The organism is Bradyrhizobium sp. USDA 372, assembly GCF_053629095.1.
The window spans coordinates 6,537,445-6,562,438 of sequence record NZ_JBRJHR010000001.1 but is presented as its reverse complement, the minus strand read 5'-3'; the positions used below and the strand labels follow the sequence as shown (position 1 = coordinate 6,562,438).

Genomic DNA, 24,994 nt, shown 5'->3' with positions numbered 1-24,994 from the left:
ATGGTGAGATGCGCATCGCGCAGGTAGCTCCGTTGACGGAGGCTGTTCCACCCAAGCTGTATGGCGGCACCGAGCGGGTGGTGCATTGGTTGACGGAAGAGCTGGTGGCCCTGGGACATGACGTGACGCTTTTCGCCAGTGGCGACTCGCAGACATCTGCCAAGCTCGATGCGTTATGGCCGCGGGCGCTACGGCTCGACGGTTCCGTGCGCGATCCCAATGCGCTGCACATGGTGCTGCTGGAGCGGGTGCGGCAGAAATGTGACGACGAGGAATTCGACTTCCTCCACTTTCACCTCGACTATTATCCCTGGTCGTTGTTCCACCGCCAGCCGACCCCGTTCGTGACCACGCTGCACGGCCGGCTCGATCTTCCCGAGCATCAGCCGGTCTTCAACACCTTCTCCAAGATGCCGGTCATCTCGATCTCCAATGCGCAACGGCGGCCGGTGCCGCAGGCGAACTGGGTGACGACGATCCACCATGGCCTGCCGGAGAAGCTGCTGACGCCGAAGCCGGCGAAACAGGAATATCTCGCCGTGCTCGGCCGCATCGCACCCGAGAAGGGCGTCGACCGCGCCATCAAGATCGCGACCCATTGCGGCATTCCGCTCAAGATCGCGGCCAAGGTCGATCGTGCCGACCAGGATTATTACGACGAGCTTATCCGGCCGATGATCGAGAACAATCCGCTGGTGGAGTTCATCGGCGAGATCAGCGATCACGAGAAATCGGATTTCCTGAGCGGCGCGCTCGGCCTCTTGCTGCCAATCGACTGGCCGGAGCCGTTCGGCCTCGTCATGATCGAAGCCATGGCGTGCGGAACACCCGTCGTCGCCTTCAACCGCGGCTCGGTGCCGGAGATCATCGACGAGGGCCTCACCGGCTTCATCGTCGAGGATGTCATCAGCGCCGCGGGCGTGGTGAACCGGCTTTCGCAACTCGACCGCACCGCGATCCGCAAGCAGTTCGAGACGCGCTTCACCGCGCGGCGCATGGCCCTCGACTATCTTGCCGCCTATCGCAGCCTGACCGAGGCCAAGGCGCCGCGGATCAAGCTGGTGAGCAGCGCTGAATAGCAAGGCAACTTAAGCGCAAGCGTCATGGCCGGGCTGTACCGGCCATGGCTTGTAGTAAGCGAATTCGTCATTGCGAGCGCAGCGAAGCAATCCAGGATCTTTCCGCGGAGGGACTCTGGATTGCTTCGCTGCGCTCGCAATGACGGGGGACTTTGTGACAGCCGGCCCTACCCGCCCTCGCCCGCTTCGGCTCGACGAAATCGAACATCCTTCCTATGCGCTCGCCTCGCTACATCCCCAATAGCCGCGGCAGCCACAGCGACAGGCCGGGCCAATAGGTCACCACCACGAGGAAGCCCAGCATCGTCAGCAGCCATGGCCACACTGCGACCGTGAGCTCGGTGATCCCCATCTTGGCGATGCCCGAGGCGACGTAGAGATTGAGGCCGACGGGCGGATGGCAGAGGCCGACCTCCATGTTGACCGTCATCAGGATGCCGAAGTGAATCGGATCGATGCCGAGCTTGACCGCGACCGGAAACAGGATCGGCGCCATGATCAGGATGATCGAGGACGGCTCCATCACGTTGCCCGCGAGCAGCAGCAGCAGGTTGACGAGCAGCAGGAAGCCGATCCACCCCAGGCCTTGGTCGATCATCCATTGCGCCAGCGCCTGCGGGACGTTCTCGTAGGTCATCAGGAACGAGAACAGCACGGCGTTGGTGATGATGTAGAGCAGCATCGCCGAGAGGTTCGCCGACGACAGCAGCACGCGCGGCACGTCGCGCAGCTTCAGATCCTTGTAGATGAACACCGCGACGATGAAGGCGTAGACCGCGCTGACGGCAGCCGCTTCAGTCGGCGTGAACAGGCCGCTGTAGATGCCGCCGATCACGATCACGATCAGGAGGATGCCCCAGATCGACTTGCGGAACGCATCGAGACGCTCGACGAAGGTGGCCTTCGGCATCCGCGGATAGTCGTTGCGCCAGGCGCGATAGAACGTCGTCATCCCGAGCAGCGTGGCGAGCGCAAGCCCCGGCACGATGCCGGCGATGAACAGCTTGCCGACCGAGCTGTTGGTGGAGACGGCGTAGAGCACCATCGGGATCGACGGCGGAATCAGAATGCCGAGCGAGCCCGACGTCGTGATCACGCCCGCGCCGAACCGCTTCGGAAAGCCTTGCACGACCATGGCGGGCAGGATCACCGAGCCGATCGCGACGACCGTCGCCGGCGAGGAGCCGGAGATCGCGGCGAACAGCGCGCAGGCGACCACACCCGACAGCGCGAGGCCGCCGTACCAATGGCCGACCAGCGAGGTTGCGAAGGTGATCATCCGCCGCGCCACGCCGCCATGGGTCAGGAAGTTGCCGGCGAGGATGAAGAACGGGATCGCCATGATCTCGAAATTCTCGATGCCCGTGAACAGCTTCAGCGCCACCGATTCGGTTCGCACGTCGGTCAGCGTGAACATGAAGCTGAGCACGGTCAGACCGAGCGCGATCGAGATCGGCATGCCCGTGAGCATCAGCGAGAGCAGCAGCGCGAACACGATGAAGACGCGCAGGCCCTGCGGCAGGGTGATGACGTGGGCCGCATGCGCGAAGCACAGGGCGACGATCAGCACCGGCAGCAGCATCAGGATCCAGCCGAGCGGACTGCGCTCGTCCCGCACGACCTGGGTGGGCGTGACCGGCGCCGGATGCACCGGATCCGCCTCGACACCCTCGACGCCCGCCATGTCGTGATGCGGCAACTCGCCGGTGCGGTGGAACGACCAGGCGACCTGCAGGAAGCGGAAGCACATCAGGCCGGAGCCGAGCGGGATGGTGAGATACACCATCCACATCGGCGCTTCCAAATCGTTGGACTGCTGGCCGGTCTGCCACATCTGGCTGACGAACGCGGCGCCGAAATAGGCGACGATGGCGGTGAACAGCGCGCCGCACAGGAGGCCGAAGGTGATGACGCGACGGCGCGAGCCGCCGGGCAGGATGTTGACCAGCACGTCGACCCCGACATGGATGCCGGTCCGGACGCCGTAGGCGGCGCCGAACTTCGCCATCCAGATGAACATGTAGATGCAGAGCTCCTGCGCCCAGGACAGGTCGAGCGAGGCAAGCCAGGTGAACGCGGCGCGCGCGGGCACGGCGAGGAAGGCCAGGTTGCGGGCTTCCGCCCATTTGGCGATGTCGATCGACAGCCCGGCGCCGTAACGGTGCAGCACGGCGACGAAGATGAGCGACGTCGCAGCCGCGATCATCGTCGCGATCAGCCATTCCTCGAGATGGTCGAGAAAACGATTCAGCACACGCAGCAACTTGGTCCCCCTGGATTGGATCGTTCAAGCGCAACGGCCGGGAGCGCGATCACCCCCGACCGTTGGTAGTGTTCTTGTTAGGCCGCAGCCCGTCAGTTCATCTTGACGTCGAGTTCCTTGGCGAGGAGATCGAGCACCTCCTGCCCGACGCGCCCCTTGGCCCATTTATAAGTCGGCTGCATCGCCTCCTGCCAGGCCTTGCGGTCGGCTTCGGTGAGATAATGCAGATTGGTCTTGCCGGTCTTCTTGATCTCGGCCAGCGCGTCCTCGTTCTCCTGGCGCGCGATCGAGTTGGTGTAGTCGGTCGCCTCCGCCATCGCCTTGTCGAGCTGCGCGCGGATATCGGGCGGCAGGCCGGACCAGAATTTCGAGTTGACGATGACGGCATATTGCAGATGCGCGTGATAGGACACGGTGATGTCCTTCTGCACCTCATAGAACTTCTGCGTCAGATAGTTCGACGCCGTGTTCTCGCAGCCGTCGACCACACCGGTCTGCAGCGCCTGGTAGACTTCCGAGAACGCCATGATCTGCGGGATCGAGCCCATGATACGGAGATATTGGTCTGCGATCTTCGATCCGGAGATGCGGAATTTAAGCCCCTGGAAATCAGTCGGCTTCAGCAAGGGGCGGTTGGCGGAGAGCATGTGAAAGCCGTTGTCCCAGTAAGCGAGGCCGGTGATGCCGTTGGCCTCCAGCTTCTGGAACAGCCACTTGCCGACCGTGCCCTTCATCGCGTTGGAATAGGTCACGTCGTCCTTGAACAGCCAGGGCAGGTCGAGCGCCTCGAATTCCTTGATGCCGAGCGGCGCGAATTTCGCGGTCGAGGGCGCGAGCATATGCACCGAGCCGAGCTGGAGCGCCTCGATCTCCTCCTTGTCCTTGTAGAGCGTGGAGTTCGGATAGACTTCGACCTTGACCTTGCCGTCGGTGTATTTTTCGGCGAGCTCCTTGAACTTCAGCGCGCCCTTCCCTTTCGGCGTGTCGTTGGCGACGACGTGGCTGAACTTGATGACGATCGGGCCCTGGGCTTGGGCGGTGGCGGGAGCCAAGAGAGGAGCCGAGAGAGCAGCGAAGAGAACAGCCGCGGCGGCGACCGCGGCAAGCAGCTTGCGCATGAACGTACCTCCCAACAACCTCTAACCGGGTTCTTGTTGTTTTTCAGGCCAGTAGTGGCAGCAATCCGCCAGCCGAACAACTAGACCTAAGCCCAATTTGCCGCAGCCAAGCTAACGTGGCGACCGCCAGATGCGCAAGCCGCTGCCCGCGCGAGTCCAAGGGGACGATCGCTTATGCCGCATTGCGGCAGCGCCATCAGTCCTTGCGTTGCGCGACCATGAAGAGGCGGCGGAACGGGAACAGCGTCTGCCCCGCCGCATTCTTCGGATAGGCCGTTGCGACGCGCATCCCGTAGGCGGCTTCGAACGCGGCTTTCTCCTCGCCTTGCAGAACGTCGAGATAGCGCGTCAGCCAGGTGCCCTTGGTCCATTCCTTCACGGGGTTGTCGCCTTCGAGCACCTGCAGATATTCGGTTTCCCAGAGGTCGATGTTCGCCGACATCGGCGCGAGCAGATCGTGATAGAAGGCCGGCCCTTCCACCGGGGGCGGTGTGACGAGATGCTCCACCTTGGATCGCCATGGGCCGTCGAGCGCGGTCTCGCCGATCAGCACATGCGAAGGCGCGAGGAAATTGCGCGGCATCTGCACCGCGAGCATGCCTCCTGGCGTCACCTTCTCCATCAGCGACGGAAACAGTGCTGCGTGATTGGGCAGCCAGTGCAGTGCGGCATTGGAATAGATCAAGTCGTACTGTCCGGCGGGACTCCAATGGCCGAGATCTTCATGTGACCATTCCACGTCAGGGGCGGCCCTGCGTCCCGCCGCAACCATCTCGGCCGAGCCCTCGACACCGGTCACGCGCGCCTCAGGCCAGCGCTCCCCGATCAATTTGGTGACGTTGCCGGCGCCGGCGCCGAGATCGGCGATCGCGCGCGGGGCAAAATCCGGTATCCGCAGCAACAGGTCGACGGCGGGCCGGAGCCGATGGCCGGAGAACTTCAGATATTGCTGCGGATCCCAGACCATCCTTCGACGCCTTTTGTTTTTCGTATTTCCTTCGCCAAGGCTCTTGTCCTTAAAAAAAGGCTCTTGTCCTTCGGCAAGCCTCTTGGTTACCACTGCTCATCCCGGTCGGGCAATTCGCAAGCCCGCCGGACAGGGCAGGAAACAAACAGCAAAAAGCAGGCAACGACCAAGAGAGCGTGCGACCATGGATCTCGGGCTCACATCGAAAACCGCTGTCGTCACCGGCGCGAGCATCGGCATCGGCCGCGCCATCGCCAAGGGCCTCGCCGCCGAAGGCGTGCGCGTCGTCGGCGTGGCGCGCCGCACCGATCTCCTCGCGGAGCTGGTGCAAGAGGTCGGCGGCGGATTGATCATCCCGTTCGCGCAGGACGTGATGGCCAAGGACGCCGCCGAGACCATCGCGGCCTTTGCCGTGAAGGAGCTCGGCCATGTCGACATCCTCGTCAACAATGCCGGCGGCAGCCGTCCCCTGCCCGTCGATGCGCCCGACAGCAAATGGGACGAGGCGATCGCGCTCAACTTCACCAGCTACCGCCGCATCGCCCATGCACTGCTGCCGCAGATGATCGAGCGCAAATGGGGCCGCATCGTCAACATCACCGGCAAGTCGGAGCCGGAAGGCCTCAATGCCGCTTTCGCCGCCAAAGCCGCCGTGCACGCCTGGGCCAAGGGGCTCTCGCGCGAGATCGGCAAGCACGGCATCACCATCAACTGCATCCCGCCCGGCCGCATCATGAGCGAGCAGATCCGCCGCAACTACCCGCCGGATTACCGCGAGCGCTTTGCCGAGGAGGAGATCCCGGTCGGCTATTGGGGCGAGCCGGACGATCTGGCCGCACTCGCGGTGTTCCTGGCCTCGCCGGTGGCGCGGTACATCACGGGCACGGTAATCCCGGTGGATGGAGGACTGCGGCGGTATCAGTTCTAGGACCGCACGCTCTTCATGCACGTCCCAAGCATTGCTGCGCCGCGGAAGGGTCGAGGCATCGACAACGTTGATTTGCGTCAAGCGAGCGGTCGAGCGGTTGCGAGATCCTCGCGCGCTATCGGCGAACCGACACGAGAGTGCGCGCGGTGAACGGTTGGACGCGTTGGGTGCCCGGGATCAACACGCTTCGCCACTACGAAGCTGATTGGCTTCGGCATGATGTATTCGCAGGTCTCGTGCTGGCGACCATGCTGGTCCCGGTCGGGATCGCCTATGCCGTCGCGTCTGGACTGCCGGGCATCCATGGCCTCTACGCGACCATCGTCCCGCTTCTGGCCTACGCGATGTTCGGTCCGAGCCGCATCATCGTGCTCGGACCGGACTCGGCGCTGGCCGCCGTCATCCTCGGTGTCATTGTCCCCTTGTCCGCCGGCGATCCGGTCCGCGCGGCCATGCTTGCCGCGATGATGGCGCTCGTTTCCGGAGCGGTGCTCGTTGTAGCGGGCATCGCACGGTTGGGGTTCGTGACCGAGCTGCTGTCCAAGCCGATCCGATACGGCTACATGAACGGGATCGCGCTGACCGTTTTGATCAGCCAGCTGCCAAAGCTGCTCGGCTTCTCGATCGAAAGCGAAGGACCGCTGAGAGACCTGTGGGCGATCGCCGTTGGGATCGGCGATGGCAAGATCAATTGGGCCGCATTCGCAGTCGGACTTGGCACGTTGATGGTCATCCTGCTGCTCAAGGACAACAAACGACTGCCGGGAATCCTGATCGCCGTCGTCGGAGCGACGCTTGTCGTCTCACTCCTCGACCTGGGAACCGGTTATGGTGTGAAAGTCCTGGGGCCACTCCCCCAGGGGCTGCCGGCCTTCTCCATCCCCAAGATCGGCTATAGCGATCTGATCCCCGTGCTGGCCGGCGGCTGCGCCATCGCTCTGGTCTCGTTCGCCGATACCAGCGTGTTGTCGCGAACCTATGCTGCTCGCTTGGGCGACAAGGTCGATCCGAACCAGGAGATGGTGGGCCTCGGCGCCGCCAACCTGGCAACCGGATTTTTTCAGGGCTTTCCGATCAGCAGCAGCTCCTCGCGCACGCCCGTTGCCGAAGCGGCCGGCGCCCGCACCCAACTCACCTGCGTCGTCGGCGCGCTTGCGATCGCGTTCCTTCTGTTGGCTGCGCCAAACCTGTTGCAGCACCTGCCGAATGCCGCCTTGGCGGCGGTGGTGATCGCAGCCGCGATCGGTCTGATCGAGATCGGTGACCTCAAACGGATCTACCGGATCCAGCGCTGGGATTCTGGTTGACCGTGCTGTGCTTCGTCGGCGTGGCCGTGCTGGGCGCGATTCCGGGAATCGGCCTCGCCATCGCGGTGGCCATCGCCGAGTTTCTGTGGGACGGCTGGCGTCCACACTCCGCGATTCTGGGGCGGGCGCACGGCGTCAAGGGCTATCACGACATCACGAGATATCCCGATGCCCGCCTGATACCCGGACTGGTGCTGTTCCGCTGGGACGCGCCGCTGTTCTTCGCCAATGCCGAGTTCTTCAAGGAGCGTATTTTGGCCGCGGTCGAAAAATCGCCGACGCCCGTGCGCTGGCTGGTCGTCGCCGCCGAACCGGTCACGAGCGTAGACGTCACCGCCTGCGATACCGTTGCCGAACTGGACAAGGCGCTGCACGCCAGGGGCATCGAACTTTGCTTTGCCGAGCTCAAGGATCCCGTGAAGGACAAGCTGAAGCGGTTTGGTTTGTATGCGCAGGTCGGCGAAGCCCAGTTCTTTCCGACCATCGGCTCGGCGGTCTCGAGCTACCTGGATATCAACAATGTCGAATGGGAGGACTGGGAAGATCAGGTCAAGGTCGGTTCGCAGCCCGTCGGATTGTAGAGCGAAAGCGAAACCGATCGTCGGAGCCGAGATGTCCTGCCAAAGCGGAATGGCTTTGCGTCGAAACGGCTGCCGCGGCCTCCCCCGCTTGCGGGAGAGGGAGTGCATCTCCGTCGACGCAGCGATCAAGCCTCACGCCATCATGCTCCAGCCGCGCATCCGATGGCCCCATTGCCGCCGGACCTCACGGCTTGACGTAGCTCCAGCCCTGTTCCTGCAGCTCCATGACGCGGACGACACCCGATTTGACCACCGTCGCCTGAGGAATCAGATTGATGTCCTTGCTCTCCGCCTTCCGCATATTGTCCTGGGTATTGCCGCAGGCTTTGAAGGAGATTTCGGGATTGCTCATCGCGAGCACCTCGATGCGTGGCTTTACCGGCGAGGTATCATCGCGCAGCATATGAAGACCCGGACCAAAGGTTACGATCTCGATTGACACTGGTTCACCGAGATCGCGGTAATATTGCGCGACATTGCTCGCATTGTTGAGCGTGAGGTTCATCATCGCGGGGTCGTTGGAATTGACCTGCAATATCAGCTGATGCGGCTTTTTGGCGATCTCGGCCTTTGTCGCCTGAGCCATCGCCGCCCTGGTCGCAGCGGTTTGCTTGCCCGTGCGAGTCTGTCCCGGCTTGCTCGCCTGCGCCTGTCTACTCGGTTGCTTCGGATCGCTTACTTGATTCGTCGCGCTCGAGTGCGGATTCAACTGGTTGTCCTGCTGCGCCTGCACGCTTGGTACGACCAGAAGCACCATCGCCAGGCTCGCTGCCATCGCCAACTTCGGATTGATCATCTCGTGTCTCCCGTTTCCTGACCATCACCTTCCTGGTCTGGCGACGCTATGTGGCCATTTGCATGCAGCCGCCATTCTCTTGCGCACGTTCCCAAATCCGCTGAGCAGGAATTGTCCGTCTTGCACCTGACCAGTGCGGGCGAAAAGGCGCACAACGATGTGACCTTCGTCGGGTAGCGCGTTCAGCAACTTTACGACGTCGCCCCCGAAAGCGACGCCGGAGCCGAATGACGGCGACGCTGCCGCGAGTTGCGTTGGCGTGTCCGCATTCAGCCGAAAGGAGATGACGTATTCGTTGGCGCTCCGTGACAGCGCCGGTCCGGCAATCGTGACTTCGGTGCGGCCTTTGCGGCAGTGGATTGCGAGCTGCATGGCGGCTCCATCGGAGCCGCCGACAGAGGATGTGGTGGCGGTGACGATCGGCGAATAGTCGACCGGCGAGGTGGTCTCGCTGACCAGCCAGTTATCGTCCGACACCCGCCGGGCAGGCGGTGACAGCTTGCGTGACGAATCTTGAAGACATTCCAGCCGGGCCGATCCGTCCATTCCCGAACAAGCCCGAAGTGCTTCCATGGAATCGCTCGCGCTTTGCGCGTAGGCAATTCCGCAGGCAACGTTGAAGACGACGGCGAGCGGGGCAACGGCAGTGTTCATGGCTTCGCCTGGGCGCTGCGCGCCTGGCGATCCAGCCATTCCTGCGCTGCCTGGAAGCGGGTCAGCCCCGGGATGGTTGCGGCAAGATTGATCGACCGCCATTTCGGATCAAAGCCTGGTGCCTGCAGGCGGTCGATCCGCGAGAACAGGTAGTCGACGAGGCGCGCCACGCGTTGATAGCGATTCGAGCCCGGCCGCCAGTTGAACGCAACGAGCGCTGTCGGCACCGCGATGGTCGAGACCCGGTCGCCCTGCTTGATCAGATTGGGATACTCGATCGCGTCCAAGGTCGCGGGCAGATAATAATCCTCGAATCTCCTGTCGTAGTGGACCGGGAGAAACTTGAATCCGGCCTCCCAACGACCGCGTACGAAGGCATCGACGGGCTTCGACGTGATGAACACGACGGCCGACATCTCACCCTTGCGCATCTGTTCCAGGGCAAGCTGATGCGGAATGAACGTCTTGTCGACGTCGATGCCGAGGCGGCTGAAGATCAGCGGTCCGGAATAGGCGGCTGCGGTGCCCTGGGTATTGAAGTTCACTTTCTTGCCGGCAAGGTCCTGCAGGCTCGTGATCTCCGGCCGTACGAAGATGTGCAGCTCGGACGGGAACAGATTGAGCAGGTAGGTAATGCGGCTTTGGATCTGCGGAACCTGAAGCTTGTACTCGTCGAGCGCATCGGAATTGATGATGGCGGTATCGACACCACGCAGATAGAGCAGCGCGTTCAGATTGTCGGTGGCGCCCCGGGTGACGATCGGCAGCAGATGCAGCTCTGCTCCGTCGTCGACGACACGGGCCATTTCTGCGGCGAGACGAATCGGCGCGCCCTCGAGCAGACCGCCGGCGAGCCCGACGGTCCAGGCGTTCATCCGGTCCTTTTCTCTCTCCTGAGGGAGCGGCCCTCGTGCATCCGCCTTGGCGGGTCTTGCGGTCTGTGCTTCCAGGCAAGCCGGTTGAAGCAGCACGGCAATCGGCACCAGCGCGACGAGCAGGAGCGACGAGAGCGACCTTGGCACCTTGTTCATGTCGTTCCTTTCCGGATGACCCACTGCAACCACTCGTCCCAGCATGAATGCAAAGCCCACGCTCAGTGATGCAATGCATCCAGTCGTTCCTTGGCTCCGCGGATGCCGCTCCTCTGTGCCTTCGCGTAGAGCTCTCGCGCCTTGGCCGCCTCGCCGCGCGTTCCATAGGCCCCCCAAGCGGACAGAACCGCGGGATCATATGTCTCCGCGAGCATGAAGGTCGCCTGCGCGATGTTCTTCTCGGCAGCGAGCTCGAGGACAATCCGCGCTGCACCGATATTGCCCTGATCGAGCAACGCTCTGGCACGCGGGATCAATCGGGCCTCCACTTCGTCCTGGCCTGGACTCGTCGGCGGCTCCGCTGCGGTCACGTTCTGCGCCGTCGATGGAATCGGACCGTCGTTTCTTTGCGCAACCGGGGCGCGCTCATCGGTGAGGCGCGATACCGAGGCGAGGCTTCTCTCCCTGGCTTCAGTCCTGCTCCGCTCCTGCTGCAGCGACTGCCGCAATTCGGCGATCTCCCGGTTCGCCGCCTGTCTCTGCTGCGAGGCTGCATCGTTCGCCTCGCGCAGATGCTCGTTCAGGGTTTCGATGTCTCCGCGCATTTGCGCAAGTTTGCCCTCCAGCGCGGCAGCGTGAGCCTGGGCCTCTTCGAGGGCACGGCGTTGTTGCTCGGCGTTCTCCGTTGCGGACCGCGCAGCGTCCTCCTGTTGTGCGAGGGCTGCGTTCTTGTCGCGCTCCCGCTGCAGGGACTGCCGCAATTCCGCGATCTCCCGTCCCGCCGCCTCGCTTTGCTCCGCCGCCGCATTGTCGGCCGTAGCCGATCCGCGAGCCATGCCGGCCAGCTCGCTCGCGAGCGCCGCGGCGCGTGACTGCGCTTCGTAGCGTTCTTGCTCGGCGCTTGCCGCTAGCGCCTGCGCGGCGCTCACTCGCTTCGCCTGGACGGCGCTCTTCTCCCGCTCCTGCTGCAGGGACTGCCGAAGTTCAGCGATCTCCCACGCCGCCGCATCCCTCTGCTGCGTGGCCACCTCGTCCGCGTCGCGCGCCTGCGCGATACGGGCCTCGATGTCGCGGCGGGTTCCGGCAAGTTCGTCTGCGAACGCGGCGCTGCGGGCTTGCTCATTTTGAAGTGACTGCCGCAGCTCCTCCGCGGCAATTTCCGCCGCGTGCGTGCGCTGGACCGCCTCGTCAAGCTCTCTGCGCGCGCCGGCCAGCTCACCGGAGAGCGCGTCACTGCGCGGAGCGTCGGCGTCGAGCCGTTGTCGAGGTCCCGCCGTGCTTGCCGAGACCGCCTGCGCCAGGACCTCGGACGTTTCGCTCTGAAGGAGTGCTAGCGATCCGGTCCCGATGTTCGGCCGCGGGTCGATGCTGGCGGCGCTCCCGCCGTCAATGCGTGTCATTTCGAGAGCCGTTTGTGCCTTGAACGGGTCGAATGCACCGAGCAGGGTCACCCCAATGAAGATGAGGGGGACCAGAACGACAGCCGCAACGAGCGAACTGCCCGATGTTGCCTCCTCCGGATCGACATCCTGGGTCTCAGGATCCAATGGGGTCGGTGAAAAGCCGATCGGCGAGCCGTCCTTGGCTACCCATCTGCCCGTCTCGAGCGACCCGTGACCGAGTTCCCCCGCCGCGTCTTCTATCCGGGTGTTTTCTCGATCCCTGGGTGCAGTATCGATTGATCGGCGCATGCATTACGCCTCTCTTGCGGCGCGGCGGGACGTCCAAATTAAATATAATAATTAACTGAAATACATATAATTTCGACGGTATTCAAGAGTCAAATTAAATATGCTCGTCGATGCCGTTACACGGCTCAATACATCGCATGGAATATAGGGCTGGCGCCCCGAATCTGCGTATCTGACCATGTTCTCGTCGCGTCTCGGCATCGAGGAGTGACCATGCGCATTGCATTGCCGTATTTGGGAATTGGCGTCTGTTTGTCTGTTGCTACCTGGTTGGCGCTTGGGCTTGTGCTCTAGCAGCGGTTTACCGCAAACGAGTTCGGAATCGACTTGGGACGGTCCCCCGAAATCACCGCTCCAACGGCGGTTTGACCTTTGGCTTGTCCGACCGCGTCGGCCACGTCTCCTCCCGCGCGTTGTCGACCCAATTCACACCTTGTGAATGAACCTGTGTTATAGTCATTAAGACTATAGGTTTGAGCCATTCTGTTTTGTCTGTTTTGTCGCCCAAGTCGGTCATTTTCTTAAAGGTCACAGTTTGGGGCGCGTCATGAGTACTCATGGTCAGTGCGACCGTATTGCGATTCTGCGTCAACGTGTTTCGTCTCTCAGCTCTCAACTGGCAGAGCTTCAGAACCTTCGTATCCGCCTGGAAAAAGCTCAGGAAAGACGAATCCGCAGACGTTCAAAGGTCACAGCTACCTCGGCGAGGCGACGCCGATCTTGGCAGTAGGGGCGCCTCGACAGCCAAGCCCGCGGGCGGCGGCGATCAGGCCGGCGAGAGCGAAGCGAACCCATCGACAACGTTCGCCGCCAAGCCTGATCGGCTTCGCAACGACTCTACCTATCCAACGCGCTGACCGAACTTCAACAAGGGGTCCGACTTCGGTGCCGGGCCAGCAGGTGACATCGGTCGTGCAGCAAGAGACCGCCCGAAGGCGGTCTCGTAGGCGCGAGGGAAGGCGCTCCTTCAAAGATCAACCTGGACGGCAACGTTGGAGCGCACCCAATCCGATTGCCCCGCCTTCAGCCGCTTGGCTTGAAATTCAACGAAAGCCGGATCGGCGCCCAGTGACGCCAAGGTGCGACCATAGGCTTCGACGCTATCAAAGCGGGCCACGAAGGCGTAGTTCCCGATCTCGCCACCGATCACCGACCAATAGCTGACATCGGCCCCGTGTTTCCTCCAGAGTGTCGCGCCCTCTTTTGCCAGCTGTAGGACCGTCGCAAGATCGCTACCGGGTCTTGGATGCGAAACGAACTGCATAATGACTGCAGGCATATTCCCCTCCAATGATGAATGATGGCGCCAGACAACCTAGTTTGGTCATTTGGCCCGAGGAGAATTCCAAGCGGTGCACGCTCAAGCTTGATCTGGATCAATCCACTGTTCAAGCTCGACTGCAGTCTGCCTCCCTTGCGCTGAATTGCGGCATTGCATGGAGATTGCCATGATGGAGCAGCGCAATCGAGTTGTTCAGGTCGGCAGCTTCGGTGATCCCGAGACGCTGGAGGTTGTCGACGGTCCCCTGCCGAACGCTGGCCGGGGCGAGGTGCGCGTTCGCGTGCTCGCATCGAGCCTCAACTACACCGAGGTGCTGATCAGGCGCCACCTATACCCGCAAACGATGCGCCTCCGGCCGCCGTTCGTGATGGGCTACGACGTCGTGGGAGCAATCGATCAGCTCGGCGAAAGCGTGCGCGACTTTCAGATCGGCGACCGCGTGGCCGACATGACGGTGGTCGGATCAAACGCCGAGTATCGCACGCTTCGGGCCAACGACCTGACCCGCGTGCCCTTGGGCGTGGACGCCGCTGAAGCGGCCGCTCTGATCTTGAGCTGGACCACCGCGTACCAGCTTCTACACCGCGCGGCCAAGGTGCGGCGAGGCCAACGTGTGCTCGTTCATGGGGCCGCCGGCGCGGTCGGCCAGGCTCTGCTCGTCCTTGGGAGACTGGCCGGTCTCGAGTTGTGGGGCACCGTACGCGGCGAGCACATGGCGCTCGTCCGAAACCTAGGGGCAGCGCCGATCGACTACCAGCATGAGGACTTCACGCGGATTCTGCCGGGTGGATTCGATGTCATCGTCGACGGCGTTGGCGAAGACGGCTATCGCCGCTCATACGCGGCGCTCAAGCCCGGTGGACTGCTCTGTGCCATCGGCTTTTCGGCGAGTGTGCAGGCACAGCGTCGGATGCTCCCTGTCATGATGGAGATCGCGCGACTGTACCTGTGGAGATTGTTGCCCGGTGGCAAGCGAGCCCGCTTCTACTCGGTCAATGCCATGCGGGCGCGACATCCCAGCTGGTTCAAGGAGGACCTGGAGCAACTGTTCGGGCTGCTGGCAAGTGGTGCCATTCGGCCGCGCATCGCCGAGCGGATCTCCTTCGAGGAGGTCGCCGATGCTCACCGTCGCCTCGAGGCTGGCGGTCTCGAAGGCAAGCTCGTGCTTTGCCCGGATCTCTCCTCGCGACGAAGCCAGCGCGCCGTCTGACACGACGGCACGGTGCACCCCACCGGCGCGACATCGAAGCCGCGCTCGCACGCGAACCCGCTTCGGTGCAGGAAGGCTGGTGGGCTGCTCATTCGATCACCTCGTCGGCGACCAAGAGAAAGTCTCGACCAATCGACAAGCCAAGCGTCCTGGCCGTTGCAAGATTTATGACCAGCTCGAACTTGGTCGGCTGCTGTATCGGCAATTCGGCCGGCTTTGCGCCTTTGAGAATTCTGGCCAGGTAGCTGGCGGTGGCACGCGACAAGTCAGGCAGGTTGACGCCGTAGGAAACCAGGCCCCCCAGATCCACTGCCTCTCTGGCGGCGTAGATCGCCGGCAGGCGGTTCTTCTCGGCAAATGGCACAATCCGCGCGTACTGGCTGTACAGCATCGGGCTGGGAAACAGGACGAGGCCATCGGCGCGCGCCTTGGCCAAGTCCGCGAACGCGCCTTCGAGATCGGCAGGACCGTCCGCCGACACAAGCTGAAGCTTGGCTCCGAGAGATTGAGCGGCACTCTCGATTTCGTTCAGCATCCCCTTCATCGTGCGCTCACCGTATGCCCGGGGGTGCCACAGCACGACGACGCGCGAAAGACCTGGAACGATCACCTTGAGCAATTGAAGCCGTTTGGACAACAGCTCCGGGCCAAGAAATGTCGTCCCGGTAACATTGCCGCCCGGCCGCGCCAGGCTGGAAGCGAGTTCGTCCTCGACGGGATCGGCCATGCCGATGCCGACAATGGGAACGGTGGAAGTCGCTTTCCTGGCGGCGCGGACAGCCGGGGTAGCCAAAGCAACGATTGCGTCGACCCGTTGCGCCACGAATTCCTGTGCGAGCTCGCTGAGCTTGTCGGCATCGCCGTCGGCGAATCTGCGGTGAAATGCGACATCCTTTCCTTCGGAATAGCCGAGCTCACGCAAGGCCGGGACAAACGCATCGAGCGTCTTCAGACTTGCGTCGGATTTGTCGCCACGGCCGAGCGAAAGGACGCCAATCTGGCGAAGCCTGGTCAATTGCTGAGCATGAGCTGCGAACGGCCACGTGGCAGCCACACCCCCGATGACAGTGATGAACTGGCGCCGTTTCATGGGGCCCTCAGCCAAAGCACGAAACATCGTACAGACAAAGGGCGCCGCCATGGAAGTGCAATCGGGCCGGGGAAAGCCCGCTTCGGGCCCGGTGCCCAACACGTCCGCCTGACAGGGGGCAAGTCGGCTTCAGAGGCGAAGCGCCGCTTCTTCGGTTCGGCAATCGCGTGCCTCGCCACGCCTCAAATGCTTGATCCAGATCAAGCCCGTCACGGCAGCGCCACACCGGAATAGGCCGGATGGCCGCGCAGTGGGGCTATCGCGGCTATGGCTATCGCGGCCTCGATTATGGCTTGGCCGGCGCCGTCGGCGGCGGCGCGATCGCGCGAGGATTGAGAAGCGCTTTCGCTTCTTCGGAGAATGGCTCGCCGAGAGCCGCCATTCTCCAGCCAACCAATTCAACCGGTGACGCGAAAGCCCCCTTCATCCCTGGCCCGCCGGCGGGACCACGTACAGCGTCAGCGCGAACACCGCATAGATGAAGATCATCAGGGCGCCGACGAACCAGGCCGAGCGCCCGCTGGCCGTGATGAAGGCCGACGTCACCGTCGCGATCATCACCATGGTGACGGCCCCCGGCCAGAACTGCAGGTCCATCGGCTTCGGCCCCACCACATAGCTGAGCAGCACCAAAGCGGGTGCGACGAACAGCGCGATCTGGGAAGCGCTGCCGAGCGCGATGCTGACGGCCATGTCCAGCCGGTTCTTGCGCGCCGCGGCGAAGGCCACCGCAAATTCGGCGGCGGCGCCGACCAGCGAGACGACGATGAAGCCGACGAAGGCTGGGCTCATTCCGAAGGTTTCCGCCGCCTTCTGCACCGATTCCACGAAGATCTCGCTGACCAGCGCCACCAGCACGGTGACAACCAGCAGCGTGCCGACGGCTGTTCCGATCGGCCAGTGCGCCTCCTTGTCGTCCTCGCCGTGATCGGCGCTGGCGAACAATTCCTTGTGGGTTCGAAGCGAGAACAACAGGCCGAGCCCGTAAGCGAGGATGAGCAGGATCGAAATGCCGAGGCTGAGCTTGTTGAGGATGCCCCCGCCCTGCGGCAGGTGGTCGAGTTCGGCAACCGCCGACGGCGCAAGCAGGGCAACGGTCGCCATCAGCAACAGGCCGGACGAAAGCCGCGCGCCGGCGCGGTTATACTCCTGCACGTGATAGCGCAGGCCGCCGAGCAGCAGGCAGGCGCCCAGCATGAACACCGCGTTGGTGACGATCGCACCCGCGATCGAGGCCTTCACCAGCATGTACTGGCCTGCGCGCAGCGCCGCGATGGCGATGATCAGCTCGGTCAAATTGCCGAGGGTTGCATTGAGCAATCCGCCCACGGCATCGCCTGTCTTCGCGGCGACCGCCTCGGTGGCGTGGCTGAGCAGCGCCGCCAGCGGCACGATGGCCAGCACCGACAGCACGAACAGCAGCGTGTGAGAATGCGGCGCCACCGCCTCGGCCACCAGCACGATGGGCACGAAGGCCAGCATCCAGAGCAAAGGGGTATTCCGGATTTCCCTGAGCAGGGTCTGCATGTGGGCCGCCCTTCCATCGATGCGCTGATAGGAGAGTCCGGCGCGTTCGCCGCGCGAGTCTTGATCTGGCTCAACGAGAAGGGATTAGAGGCGCCACCGCATGGCCAGAGGCGATGCTCAGGCCCGAGGCACGACGAGGATCCGTCCCCAGGTCATCGGGCATCAGGATGGCAGGGCTCGCGCCAACTGCAGCGCGGATTGGACGCCGTCCTCCAGGATTTGCCGTGCCCTGGCGCGGTCGGGCACCGCTCGCGCGATTTGCAGAATGCCCACCATGAGCCCGAAGATGGTCAATAGCGGTATCGCCGACACATGTTCGTGAGACCGGCTTGCGATTCACCAGCTGATATGTAGGCACGTACCCCATTCCATCCTTCTGGGAACACGGGCCTGATTCCGCAGTTGCTCCAGCTCACTGGAGAAAAATTCATGCCCAAGACATCGCTCGCCGAGATCGCCAAGGACATGGCCGGCATCGACATTGCCATTTTGTCGACCCACACCGAGAACGGCGAGATCGCCAACCGTCCCATGAGCAACAATGGCGACGTCGCCTATGACGGCACCTCGTACTACTTCACCTACTCGGATATCCAGCGCAATCCGAAAGTGGCGCTCGGATTTTCGTCGGAAGCGGGCCTTTTCTCGAAGGGGACCTACGTGGCCGTCGAAGGGACTGCCGAACTGATCTGGGACAAGGCGGCCTTCCAGCAGCACTGGACGAGCGATCTCGACAGATGGTTCGACGACGGGGTCGATACGCCGGGCATCGTCCTGATCAAGGTCAAGGCCAACCGCGTGACCTATTGGAAAGGTCGTGAAGAGGGTGAGGTCGAGCTCTGATCGGAAAGGATCGTGAGGCGGATTCTTGAGTGGTTCTTCCGGAGCCGCGAAACAGGCGCCATCACCATCGCCCAGTGGCCCAATCTCGTTCTATGGATCGTGATCGTTGCGGCCGTTCTGCTTTGGCTATGGCCGTCTGCCGGCAAGGCCAGCATCGGCTTGACGGTCGTCGTGAAAGGCGGACTCATCATGTGGGGCGCCGATGAGATCCTCCGCGGCGTGAACCCTTGGCGACGCTGCCTCGGCGCTGCCGTGGTGCTCTATGTGCTCGTGACGCTTTTGCCGTGAAGGCTTCTGTCCAGGCGCTCCGTCACGATAGCATCCTGCCAGTGTTTTGCCCGACGGGTCAACTTGATCGCGGCTGCGACCGCCGTTTGCGACACGGCGGGAAAATGCCTTGTCGATCAAAGGGCCTCCTACTGTGCATGGGGTTGTTTTTCGACTTTTTTGTTGTGGCCTCGCCCTGCGCACGCAGCGCGAGCCGCATCGCCTGACCTTCGCGCATACTCAGCATGCAAGCTTGCGCCTGTGGAAGCCGGCGCCTCCGTAGTACATGCCGAACATCCCACCATGGCTACGCCGCCGGAGCAGCGCGCCAACGAAAATGACGATCACGTTACCTGCCGCCGCGCGCGAGCCCGACCATCCCACCGCCGACGGCCTTCCGGCGACGCAGCGGCGCTGGGCGGTCGCGGCGATCTTCACTGCGCTCGCGATGGCCTCGCTCGACACCGCGATCGCCAACATCGCCCTGCCCTCCATCGCCGCCGACCTGCACGTCACGCCGGAGCAGTCGGTGTGGGTGGTCAACGTCTACCAGATCGCGCTGGTGGCGACGCTGCTGCCGCTGGGGGCGCTCGGCGAGATCATCGGGCACCAGCGCATCTATCTCGGCGGCCTGATCCTGTTCACCATCGCCTCGCTGTTCTGCGCGGTGGCATGGTCGCTCGACAGCCTCCTGGTGGCGCGCACCCTGCAAGGCCTGGGGGCGAGCGGCATCATGAGCGTCAACACGGCGCTGGTGCGCTTCGTCTATCCCGGCCGCATGCTCGGCCGGGGTTTCGGTCACAACGCGCTCGTGGTCGCGACCGCCTTCACCTTCGGGCCCTCGATCGCCTCCGCCATCCTGGCGCTCGGACCGTGGCCGTGGCTGTTCGCCGTCAACATCCCGTTCGGCCTCATCGCCATTGGCATCGGCTTTGCGATGCTGCCGAAGACCCCGCGCGCCGATCACGGCTTCGACTTGCTCGGCGCGATCCTGGCCACCGCCTGCCTCGGCCTGTTCATCACCGGCATCGGCAGCGCCGCGCACAATCTGTCGCCAATCGTTGTCGGCATCGAGCTGGTCACCGCCCTCGTGCTTGGCGTGATCCTGACCCGCCGCCATGCCGATCATCCCGCGCCGATGCTGCCGATCGACCTGTTCGCCAGGCCGATGTTCGCCCTGTCGGCGGCAACGGCCGTGTGCTCCTTCGCAGTCCAGGGGCTCGCCTTCGTCTCGCTGCCGTTCTATTTCGAGGACGTGCTCGGCCGCTCGCAGGTCGAGACCGGCTTCTTCATGACGCCGTGGCCGCTGGTGGTCGGCATCATGGCGCCGATCGCAGGCCGTCTCTCCGACCGCCATGCCGTCGGCCTGCTCGGCGGCATCGGTCTCGTGCTGCTCGGTCTCGGCATGGCGCTGCTGGCGGCACTGCCGGCCAATCCCGCGATCCCTGACATCATCTGGCGAATGGTGATCTGCGGCACGGGGTTCGGCTTCTTCCAGGCGCCGAACATGAAGGCGGTGATGGCAAGCGCGCCGGCTCACCGCAGCGGCAGCGCCTCCGGCATCGTCGCGACCGCGCGCCTGACGGGGCAGACGACCGGCGCGGCGCTTGCCGCCGCCTGCTTCGCGCTCGCAGGTCATGACGGCGCGACACTGGCACTGGCGCTCGGCGCGGGCTTTGCCGCGCTCGGCAGCGTGATGAGCTTGCTGCGGCTCGCGGTGAAGTAAGCCGTCAGGCCGCCGTCACGCCGACGGCCACCGGAGCGACGGTCTCGTTGTCCAGCGCGGCCAGGCGCTCGTCGATGGCCGCGATGACCTTGCGCGAGTACGGTCCGAGATGTGCATAGGCCGCGATCATCTGCACGGCGATGCGCGCCGACGACGTGTCGCGCTTGGCGCAGTTCATGAAGGTCTGCCAGAGCGGCGCCCGCGCCTCGGGAAGGGCGGAGACCACCTTGTGCACGGTCTCCATGGCGCCGAGCTTGGAGCGGATATCACCTTCGGCAAGCTCGGAACGCTGCCTGGACCGGTCGAGCAGCGTCATCAGGCGATCGACGCGTGCTGCGTAGGCGGCCGGGCTGTAGACGTGCTCCAGCACCCGCTTGTAGTCCGTCAGGATGTCGCGCAACGGGCGGACCGGATCGAAGTTGATGCCGGCCGTGCACTGATCGGCACCGATGGTCGGCGCCACGTCGTGGCCCGAATGCAGCCGGCCTTCGCGCTCCAGCCGGCGCGTGAGCTGCGTGTTCGGCAAGGCATAGAGCAGGCCGACCATGGCTACGGGGATAGCCGCCTCCTCGATGAACTCGATCATCGACTCCGCCATCGAGACCTTCTCGTTGTCGAAGCCGACGATGAAGCCCGCGGTGACGAGCATGCCAGCGGCGTAGATCTTGTGGATGCTCTCGGCGATGTTGCGCCGCGTGTTCTGCTTCTTGCGCATCGCGACCAGCGTCTCGGGGTCCGGACTTTCGATGCCGACGAAGATGCCGAAGAAATTGGCCGCACCCATCAGCTCCAGGAGCTCCGGATCGTCGGCGAGGTTGACGGAGGCTTCCGTGGAGAATTCGAACGGATAGCCGTGCGTGCGCTGCCATTCGGCGAGCTTCGGCAGGAATTGCCGCAGCGACTTCTTGTTGCCGATGAAATTGTCGTCGACGAAATCCAGATGGCCGCGATAGCCCATCTTGTAGATCGTCTCGAGCTCGACGAACATCTGCTCGATCGTCTTGGTCCGCGGCACGCGCCCGTAGAGCTCGATGATGTCGCAGAACTCGCAGGTGAAGGGACAGCCGCGCGAATACTGCACCCCGAGATAGAGATAGTCCTCGAACTTGAGCAGGTCGAAGCGAGGCACCGGCGTCTTGGTGACGTCGGCCTGGAACTTCGGCGCAGTGAAGACGCCGGACCGCGCGCCGCTCTCCCAGGCCGCGATGAATTCGTCGATGACGCTCTCGGCCTCGCCGAGCACCCGGAAATCGGCCCGCTCGTAGATGTGGGGGCTCGAGGTCGGATCTGGTCCGCCGACCACGACCGGCTTGCCCGCGGCGCGGCAGAGCTCGATCAGGCGCAACGTGTCGGCCTGCTGGGGTAACATACCGCCAGTGAACACAACGTCGGCCCAGGCGAGATCCTCCTCGCCGAAGGGCGCCGTGTTGCAATCGATCAGCCGGACCGTCCAGCTCTCGGGCAGCATCGCGGCAACGGTGATCAGGCCCAGGGGGGCGGCCGGGCGCTTGACACCCAGCACTTTGCAGGATTCGCCGAAGGTCCAGAAGGACTCTGCCGAGAACAGCGGGTAGAGCATCAGTACGTTGCAGGGACTCGGCACGTTCATGGAACTCCTTTTGCGTCGGCGCAGTGTACCAAAGCGCCCGCGACTTGCACCCCGGCAAAAGAGACAAACTGTCGCCGCTGCGCAAGCCGCGCAGGGCCCTGGAACCGGCCTTCGCAGCCGGACGTCGCCTCAAGCCACGGATTGACGCCCTCGGAATAAGGCGTCAACCCGAATCGATTGCGAAGGGATGAGCCAAAACGGCGTCCCGGTCCATACTCCAGAGCGACACGGCCATGCGTCCCCGCCACCCCTCGGACTGTTGATTTGAACCGTTCCAGTTTGCCGGACAGATTGCGCCCCTGAGTTCAATCGGTGGATTGGGCCAATCAGGGGACTTGCGATGGCAAACCTAACAATCAACGGAAAAACCTTCACGCTCGACGTCGAGCCGGATACGCCGCTGCTCTGGGCGATCCGCGAGAATGCCGGCCTGACCGGCACCAAGTATGGTTGCGGCATTGCACAATGCGGCGCCTGCACGGTTCACCTCGACGGCGTCGCGATGCGCTCCTGCGGGATCTCGGTCAGCGAGGCCGAGGGCAAGAAGATCACCACTATCGAGGGGCTCGCCTCGGGCAATGCGCTGCACAAGGTGCAGGAGGCCTGGATCGCCCAGGACGTGCCGCAATGCGGCTATTGCCAGAGCGGCATGATCATGGCGGTGGCCGCGCTCTTGAACGAGAAGCCGAAGCCGACCGACGCCGACATCGACGAGGCCATCACCAATATCTGCCGCTGCGGCACCTTCCAGCAGGTCCGCGAGGCGATCCACACGATCGCGAGCGCGTAAGGAAATCCTCACATGAACAAGCATATCTCGCCGCGGCTCAATCGCCGCGCCTTCGTCATTGGCACGGCCGCGGTCGGTGCGGGCCTCGCCATCGGCCTCGACCTCCCCTTCGGCGGCCCCGCCGTGGTCCGCGCGGCCGACGGCTCGCCCGAGATCGGCGCCTGGGTCGTGGTCAGGCCGGACGACACCGTGGTGATTCGCATCGCCCGCTCGGAGATGGGCCAGGGCTCGCTGACCGGCCTCGCCCAGCTGGTGGCCGAGGAGCTCGAATGCGACTGGACCAAGGTCACCACCGAATATCCGACGCCGGGCCAGAGCGTCGCCCGCAAGCGCGTGTGGGGTGATTTCTCCACCGGCGGCAGCCGCGGCATCCGCTCCTCGCAAGACTATGTCCGCAAGGGCGGCGCCACCGCGCGCGTGATGCTGATCCAGGCCGCCGCCGACGCATGGAAAGCGCCCGCCTCCGAATGCAAGGCCGAGAACAGTGTCATCACCCATACGCCGTCGGGCCGGACCACGACCTACGGCAAGGTCGCCGAGGCTGCGGCGAAACTGACGCCGCCGGCGGACGTCAAGCTGAAGGATCCGAAAGACTGGAAGCTGATCGGCAAGGGCGTCAATCGGCTCGACACCGCCGACAAGACCACCGGCGCGATGGTCTACGGCATCGATGTCAAGCTGCCGGGCATGCTGAACGCCGCGATCAAGGATTGCCCCGTGTTCGGCGGCAAGCTGAAGAGCTTCGACGAAGCCAAGATCGCCGGCATGAAAGGCGTCAAGAAGGTCGTCAAGGTCGGCGACACCGCGGTCGCCGTCGTCGCCGACACCTGGTGGCACGCCAAGACCGCGCTCGAGGCGCTGCCGATCGTCTGGGACGAAGGCGACAACGCAAAGGTTTCCAGCGAGTCGATCGCGAAATGGCTGGCGGAGGGGCTCGACAATTCGCAGCCGGCCTATGTCGGCAACAAGAACGGCGACGCCAAGGCTGCGATTGCCGGTGCCGCCAAGAAGGTCGAGGCTGTCTACGCCTATCCCTACCAGAACCACGCCACCATGGAGCCGATGAACGCCACCGCGCTCTACACCGCGGACAAATGCGAGGTCTGGTGCGGCACGCAGAACGGCGAGGCGGCGTTTGCAGCGGTGCTGGAAGCGTCCGGCCTGCCGGCCGAAAAGTGTGACGTGCACAAGGTGATGCCAGGCGGCGGCTTCGGCCGGCGCGGCCAGACCGACTATGTCCGCCAGGCCGTCATGATCGCCAAGCAAATGCCGGGCACGCCGATCAAGCTGTTGTGGTCGCGCGAAGAGGACATGGCGCACGGCAGGTATCACCCCATCACCCAGTGCAAGATGACCGGCGCGTTCGATGCCAACAACAATTTGATCGCCCTACACTACCGCCTGTCCGGGCAATCGATCCTGTTCTCGCTCCGCCCCGAAGCGTTGCAGAACGGGATGGACCCCGCGGCATTCCAGGGCGTCGCCCAATCCGGCGAAGCCGCGTTCGGCTATTCGGTGCCGAACCTTCTGGTCGAGCATGCGATGCGCAACCCGCACGTCCCGCCCGGCTTCTGGCGCGGCGTCAACGTCAATCACAACGCGATCTACATGGAATGCTTCATGGACGAGCTCGCCCAGGCCGCAGGCCAGGACCCGCTCGAATTCCGCCGCAAGCTGATGGGCAACCACCCCAAGCACCTTGCGGTGCTCAACGCGGTTGCCGAGAAGATCGGCTGGACCACGCCGGCGCCGCAAGGCGTCTATCGCGGCATCGCGCAGGTGATGGGCTACGGCAGCTATGTCGCCGGCGCCGCCGAGATCTCGGTGACCGATGGCAGCAAGATCAAGGTGCATCGCATCGTCGCCTCCACCGACCCCGGCTACGTCGTCAATCCGGCGCAGGTGGAGCGACAGGTCGCCGGCTCCTTCGTCTATGGCCTCTCCGCGCTGTTCTACGGCGGCTGCACGGTGAAGGACGGCAAGATCGAGCAGACCAACTTCGACACCTACAATTCGATGCGCATCAACGAGATGCCGAAGGTGGAGACGGTGATGGTGCCGAGCGGCGGATTCTGGGGCGGCGTCGGCGAGCCGACCATCGGCGTCGCGGCCCCGGCGGTGCTGAATGCGTACTTTGCCGCGACCGGCAAGCGCATCCGCCAGGTGCCGCTGCGCGACCAGAACATCACCTTCGCGTAAAGCATGATCAGGAAAAGTGTGGAGCGGTTTTTCCGA

General features: G+C 63.7%; 19 protein-coding genes and 2 pseudogenes. 9 read left to right on the top strand and 12 right to left on the bottom strand.

All coding sequences use genetic code 11. The annotated features are described in order from the left end of the window. Positions 1-8 precede the first annotated feature (8 nt). Entirely contained in the window at positions 9-1,079 is a 1,071-nt protein-coding gene (locus tag AB7M16_RS30720; RefSeq protein ID WP_172783906.1) for a glycosyltransferase family 4 protein, read from the top strand. A 229-nt stretch (positions 1,080-1,308) separates the two neighbouring features. Here the strand turns inward: AB7M16_RS30720 and AB7M16_RS30715 are convergent, their stop codons facing one another. The 4 genes and pseudogenes from AB7M16_RS30715 to AB7M16_RS30700 form a co-directional block, all read right to left on the bottom strand. Continuing rightward, positions 1,309-2,589, bottom strand: coding sequence for a TRAP transporter large permease (locus tag AB7M16_RS30715; RefSeq protein ID WP_246570689.1), 1,281 nt, complete (start codon positions 2,587-2,589; stop codon positions 1,309-1,311). A 219-nt stretch (positions 2,590-2,808) separates the two neighbouring features. Then, positions 2,809-3,285 (bottom strand): annotated as a pseudogene (locus AB7M16_RS30710) (TRAP transporter small permease); the annotation flags it as partial. 149 nt (positions 3,286-3,434) lie between these two features. Continuing rightward, entirely contained in the window at positions 3,435-4,460 is a 1,026-nt protein-coding gene (locus AB7M16_RS30705) for a DctP family TRAP transporter solute-binding subunit (RefSeq protein ID WP_453946221.1), read from the bottom strand. A 196-nt stretch (positions 4,461-4,656) separates the two neighbouring features. Further along, positions 4,657-5,427, bottom strand: a complete 771-nt coding sequence (locus AB7M16_RS30700; RefSeq protein WP_453946219.1) for a methyltransferase domain-containing protein — start codon at positions 5,425-5,427, stop codon at positions 4,657-4,659. A gap of 184 nt (positions 5,428-5,611) precedes the next feature. On the opposite strand from AB7M16_RS30700, the gene AB7M16_RS30695 reads away from it, so the two are divergent. After that, positions 5,612-6,355, top strand: a complete 744-nt coding sequence (locus AB7M16_RS30695; protein ID WP_453946217.1) for an SDR family NAD(P)-dependent oxidoreductase — start codon at positions 5,612-5,614, stop codon at positions 6,353-6,355. Positions 6,356-6,501: 146 nt separating this feature from the next. After that, positions 6,502-8,243 (top strand): annotated as a pseudogene (locus tag AB7M16_RS30690) (SulP family inorganic anion transporter). Between the two features lie 184 nt (positions 8,244-8,427). On the opposite strand, the gene AB7M16_RS30685 reads toward AB7M16_RS30690, so the two are convergent. The 5 genes from AB7M16_RS30685 to AB7M16_RS30665 form a co-directional block, all read right to left on the bottom strand. Continuing rightward, on the bottom strand, positions 8,428-9,039 hold the full coding sequence (locus AB7M16_RS30685; RefSeq protein WP_453946215.1) for a DsrE family protein: 612 nt from the start codon (positions 9,037-9,039) through the stop codon (positions 8,428-8,430). Positions 9,040-9,063: 24 nt separating this feature from the next. Further along, positions 9,064-9,693, bottom strand: coding sequence for a hypothetical protein (locus AB7M16_RS30680; protein ID WP_453946213.1), 630 nt, complete (start codon positions 9,691-9,693; stop codon positions 9,064-9,066). Then, positions 9,690-10,724: a TAXI family TRAP transporter solute-binding subunit gene (locus tag AB7M16_RS30675; protein ID WP_439363887.1), complete on the bottom strand. Its 1,035-nt coding sequence runs from the start codon at positions 10,722-10,724 to the stop codon at positions 9,690-9,692. The genes AB7M16_RS30680 and AB7M16_RS30675 overlap by 4 nt, the downstream gene beginning before the upstream one ends. 62 nt (positions 10,725-10,786) lie before the next feature. Next, complete coding sequence (locus AB7M16_RS30670) at positions 10,787-12,415, bottom strand: hypothetical protein (RefSeq protein WP_453946211.1); 1,629 nt, start codon at positions 12,413-12,415, stop codon at positions 10,787-10,789. Positions 12,416-13,382: 967 nt separating this feature from the next. After that, positions 13,383-13,694 (bottom strand): hypothetical protein, encoded by a 312-nt coding sequence (locus AB7M16_RS30665; RefSeq protein WP_212254743.1) that lies wholly within the window; start codon positions 13,692-13,694, stop codon positions 13,383-13,385. Positions 13,695-13,863: 169 nt separating this feature from the next. On the opposite strand from AB7M16_RS30665, the gene AB7M16_RS30660 reads away from it, so the two are divergent. After that, complete coding sequence (locus AB7M16_RS30660; protein WP_172783897.1) at positions 13,864-14,907, top strand: medium chain dehydrogenase/reductase family protein; 1,044 nt, start codon at positions 13,864-13,866, stop codon at positions 14,905-14,907. Positions 14,908-14,995: 88 nt separating this feature from the next. Here the strand turns inward: AB7M16_RS30660 and AB7M16_RS30655 are convergent, their stop codons facing one another. Together AB7M16_RS30655 and cax are read right to left on the bottom strand one after the other, a co-directional pair. Continuing rightward, a complete protein-coding gene (locus AB7M16_RS30655; RefSeq protein ID WP_453946208.1) occupies positions 14,996-15,997 on the bottom strand; it encodes an ABC transporter substrate-binding protein in 1,002 nt (333 codons plus the stop codon). A gap of 423 nt (positions 15,998-16,420) precedes the next feature. Then, positions 16,421-17,524 carry a calcium/proton exchanger gene (gene cax / locus AB7M16_RS30650; RefSeq protein WP_172783895.1) on the bottom strand — a complete coding sequence of 368 codons (1,104 nt, stop codon included), beginning with the start codon at positions 17,522-17,524 and terminating at the stop codon, positions 16,421-16,423. A gap of 429 nt (positions 17,525-17,953) precedes the next feature. On the opposite strand from cax, the gene AB7M16_RS30645 reads away from it, so the two are divergent. From AB7M16_RS30645 to AB7M16_RS30635, 3 genes are all read left to right on the top strand, one after another. Next, the gene (locus tag AB7M16_RS30645; RefSeq protein ID WP_453946206.1) at positions 17,954-18,367 is read left to right on the top strand and encodes a pyridoxamine 5'-phosphate oxidase family protein; all 414 of its coding nucleotides are present in this window, start codon (positions 17,954-17,956) and stop codon (positions 18,365-18,367) included. 12 nt (positions 18,368-18,379) lie between these two features. Then, positions 18,380-18,655 (top strand): hypothetical protein, encoded by a 276-nt coding sequence (locus AB7M16_RS30640; protein ID WP_172783893.1) that lies wholly within the window; start codon positions 18,380-18,382, stop codon positions 18,653-18,655. Between the two features lie 316 nt (positions 18,656-18,971). Further along, positions 18,972-20,360 carry an MFS transporter gene (locus AB7M16_RS30635; protein WP_453946204.1) on the top strand — a complete coding sequence of 463 codons (1,389 nt, stop codon included), beginning with the start codon at positions 18,972-18,974 and terminating at the stop codon, positions 20,358-20,360. 4 nt (positions 20,361-20,364) lie between these two features. Here the strand turns inward: AB7M16_RS30635 and AB7M16_RS30630 are convergent, their stop codons facing one another. Continuing rightward, positions 20,365-21,969, bottom strand: a complete 1,605-nt coding sequence (locus AB7M16_RS30630; protein WP_212254738.1) for a B12-binding domain-containing radical SAM protein — start codon at positions 21,967-21,969, stop codon at positions 20,365-20,367. Positions 21,970-22,309: 340 nt separating this feature from the next. Here AB7M16_RS30630 and AB7M16_RS30625 point away from each other — a divergent pair, with 340 nt between their 5' ends. Together AB7M16_RS30625 and AB7M16_RS30620 are read left to right on the top strand one after the other, a co-directional pair. Further along, entirely contained in the window at positions 22,310-22,759 is a 450-nt protein-coding gene (locus AB7M16_RS30625) for a (2Fe-2S)-binding protein (RefSeq protein ID WP_212254737.1), read from the top strand. A gap of 12 nt (positions 22,760-22,771) precedes the next feature. Next, entirely contained in the window at positions 22,772-24,958 is a 2,187-nt protein-coding gene (locus AB7M16_RS30620; protein WP_453946201.1) for a molybdopterin cofactor-binding domain-containing protein, read from the top strand. Positions 24,959-24,994: the final 36 nt, after the last annotated feature.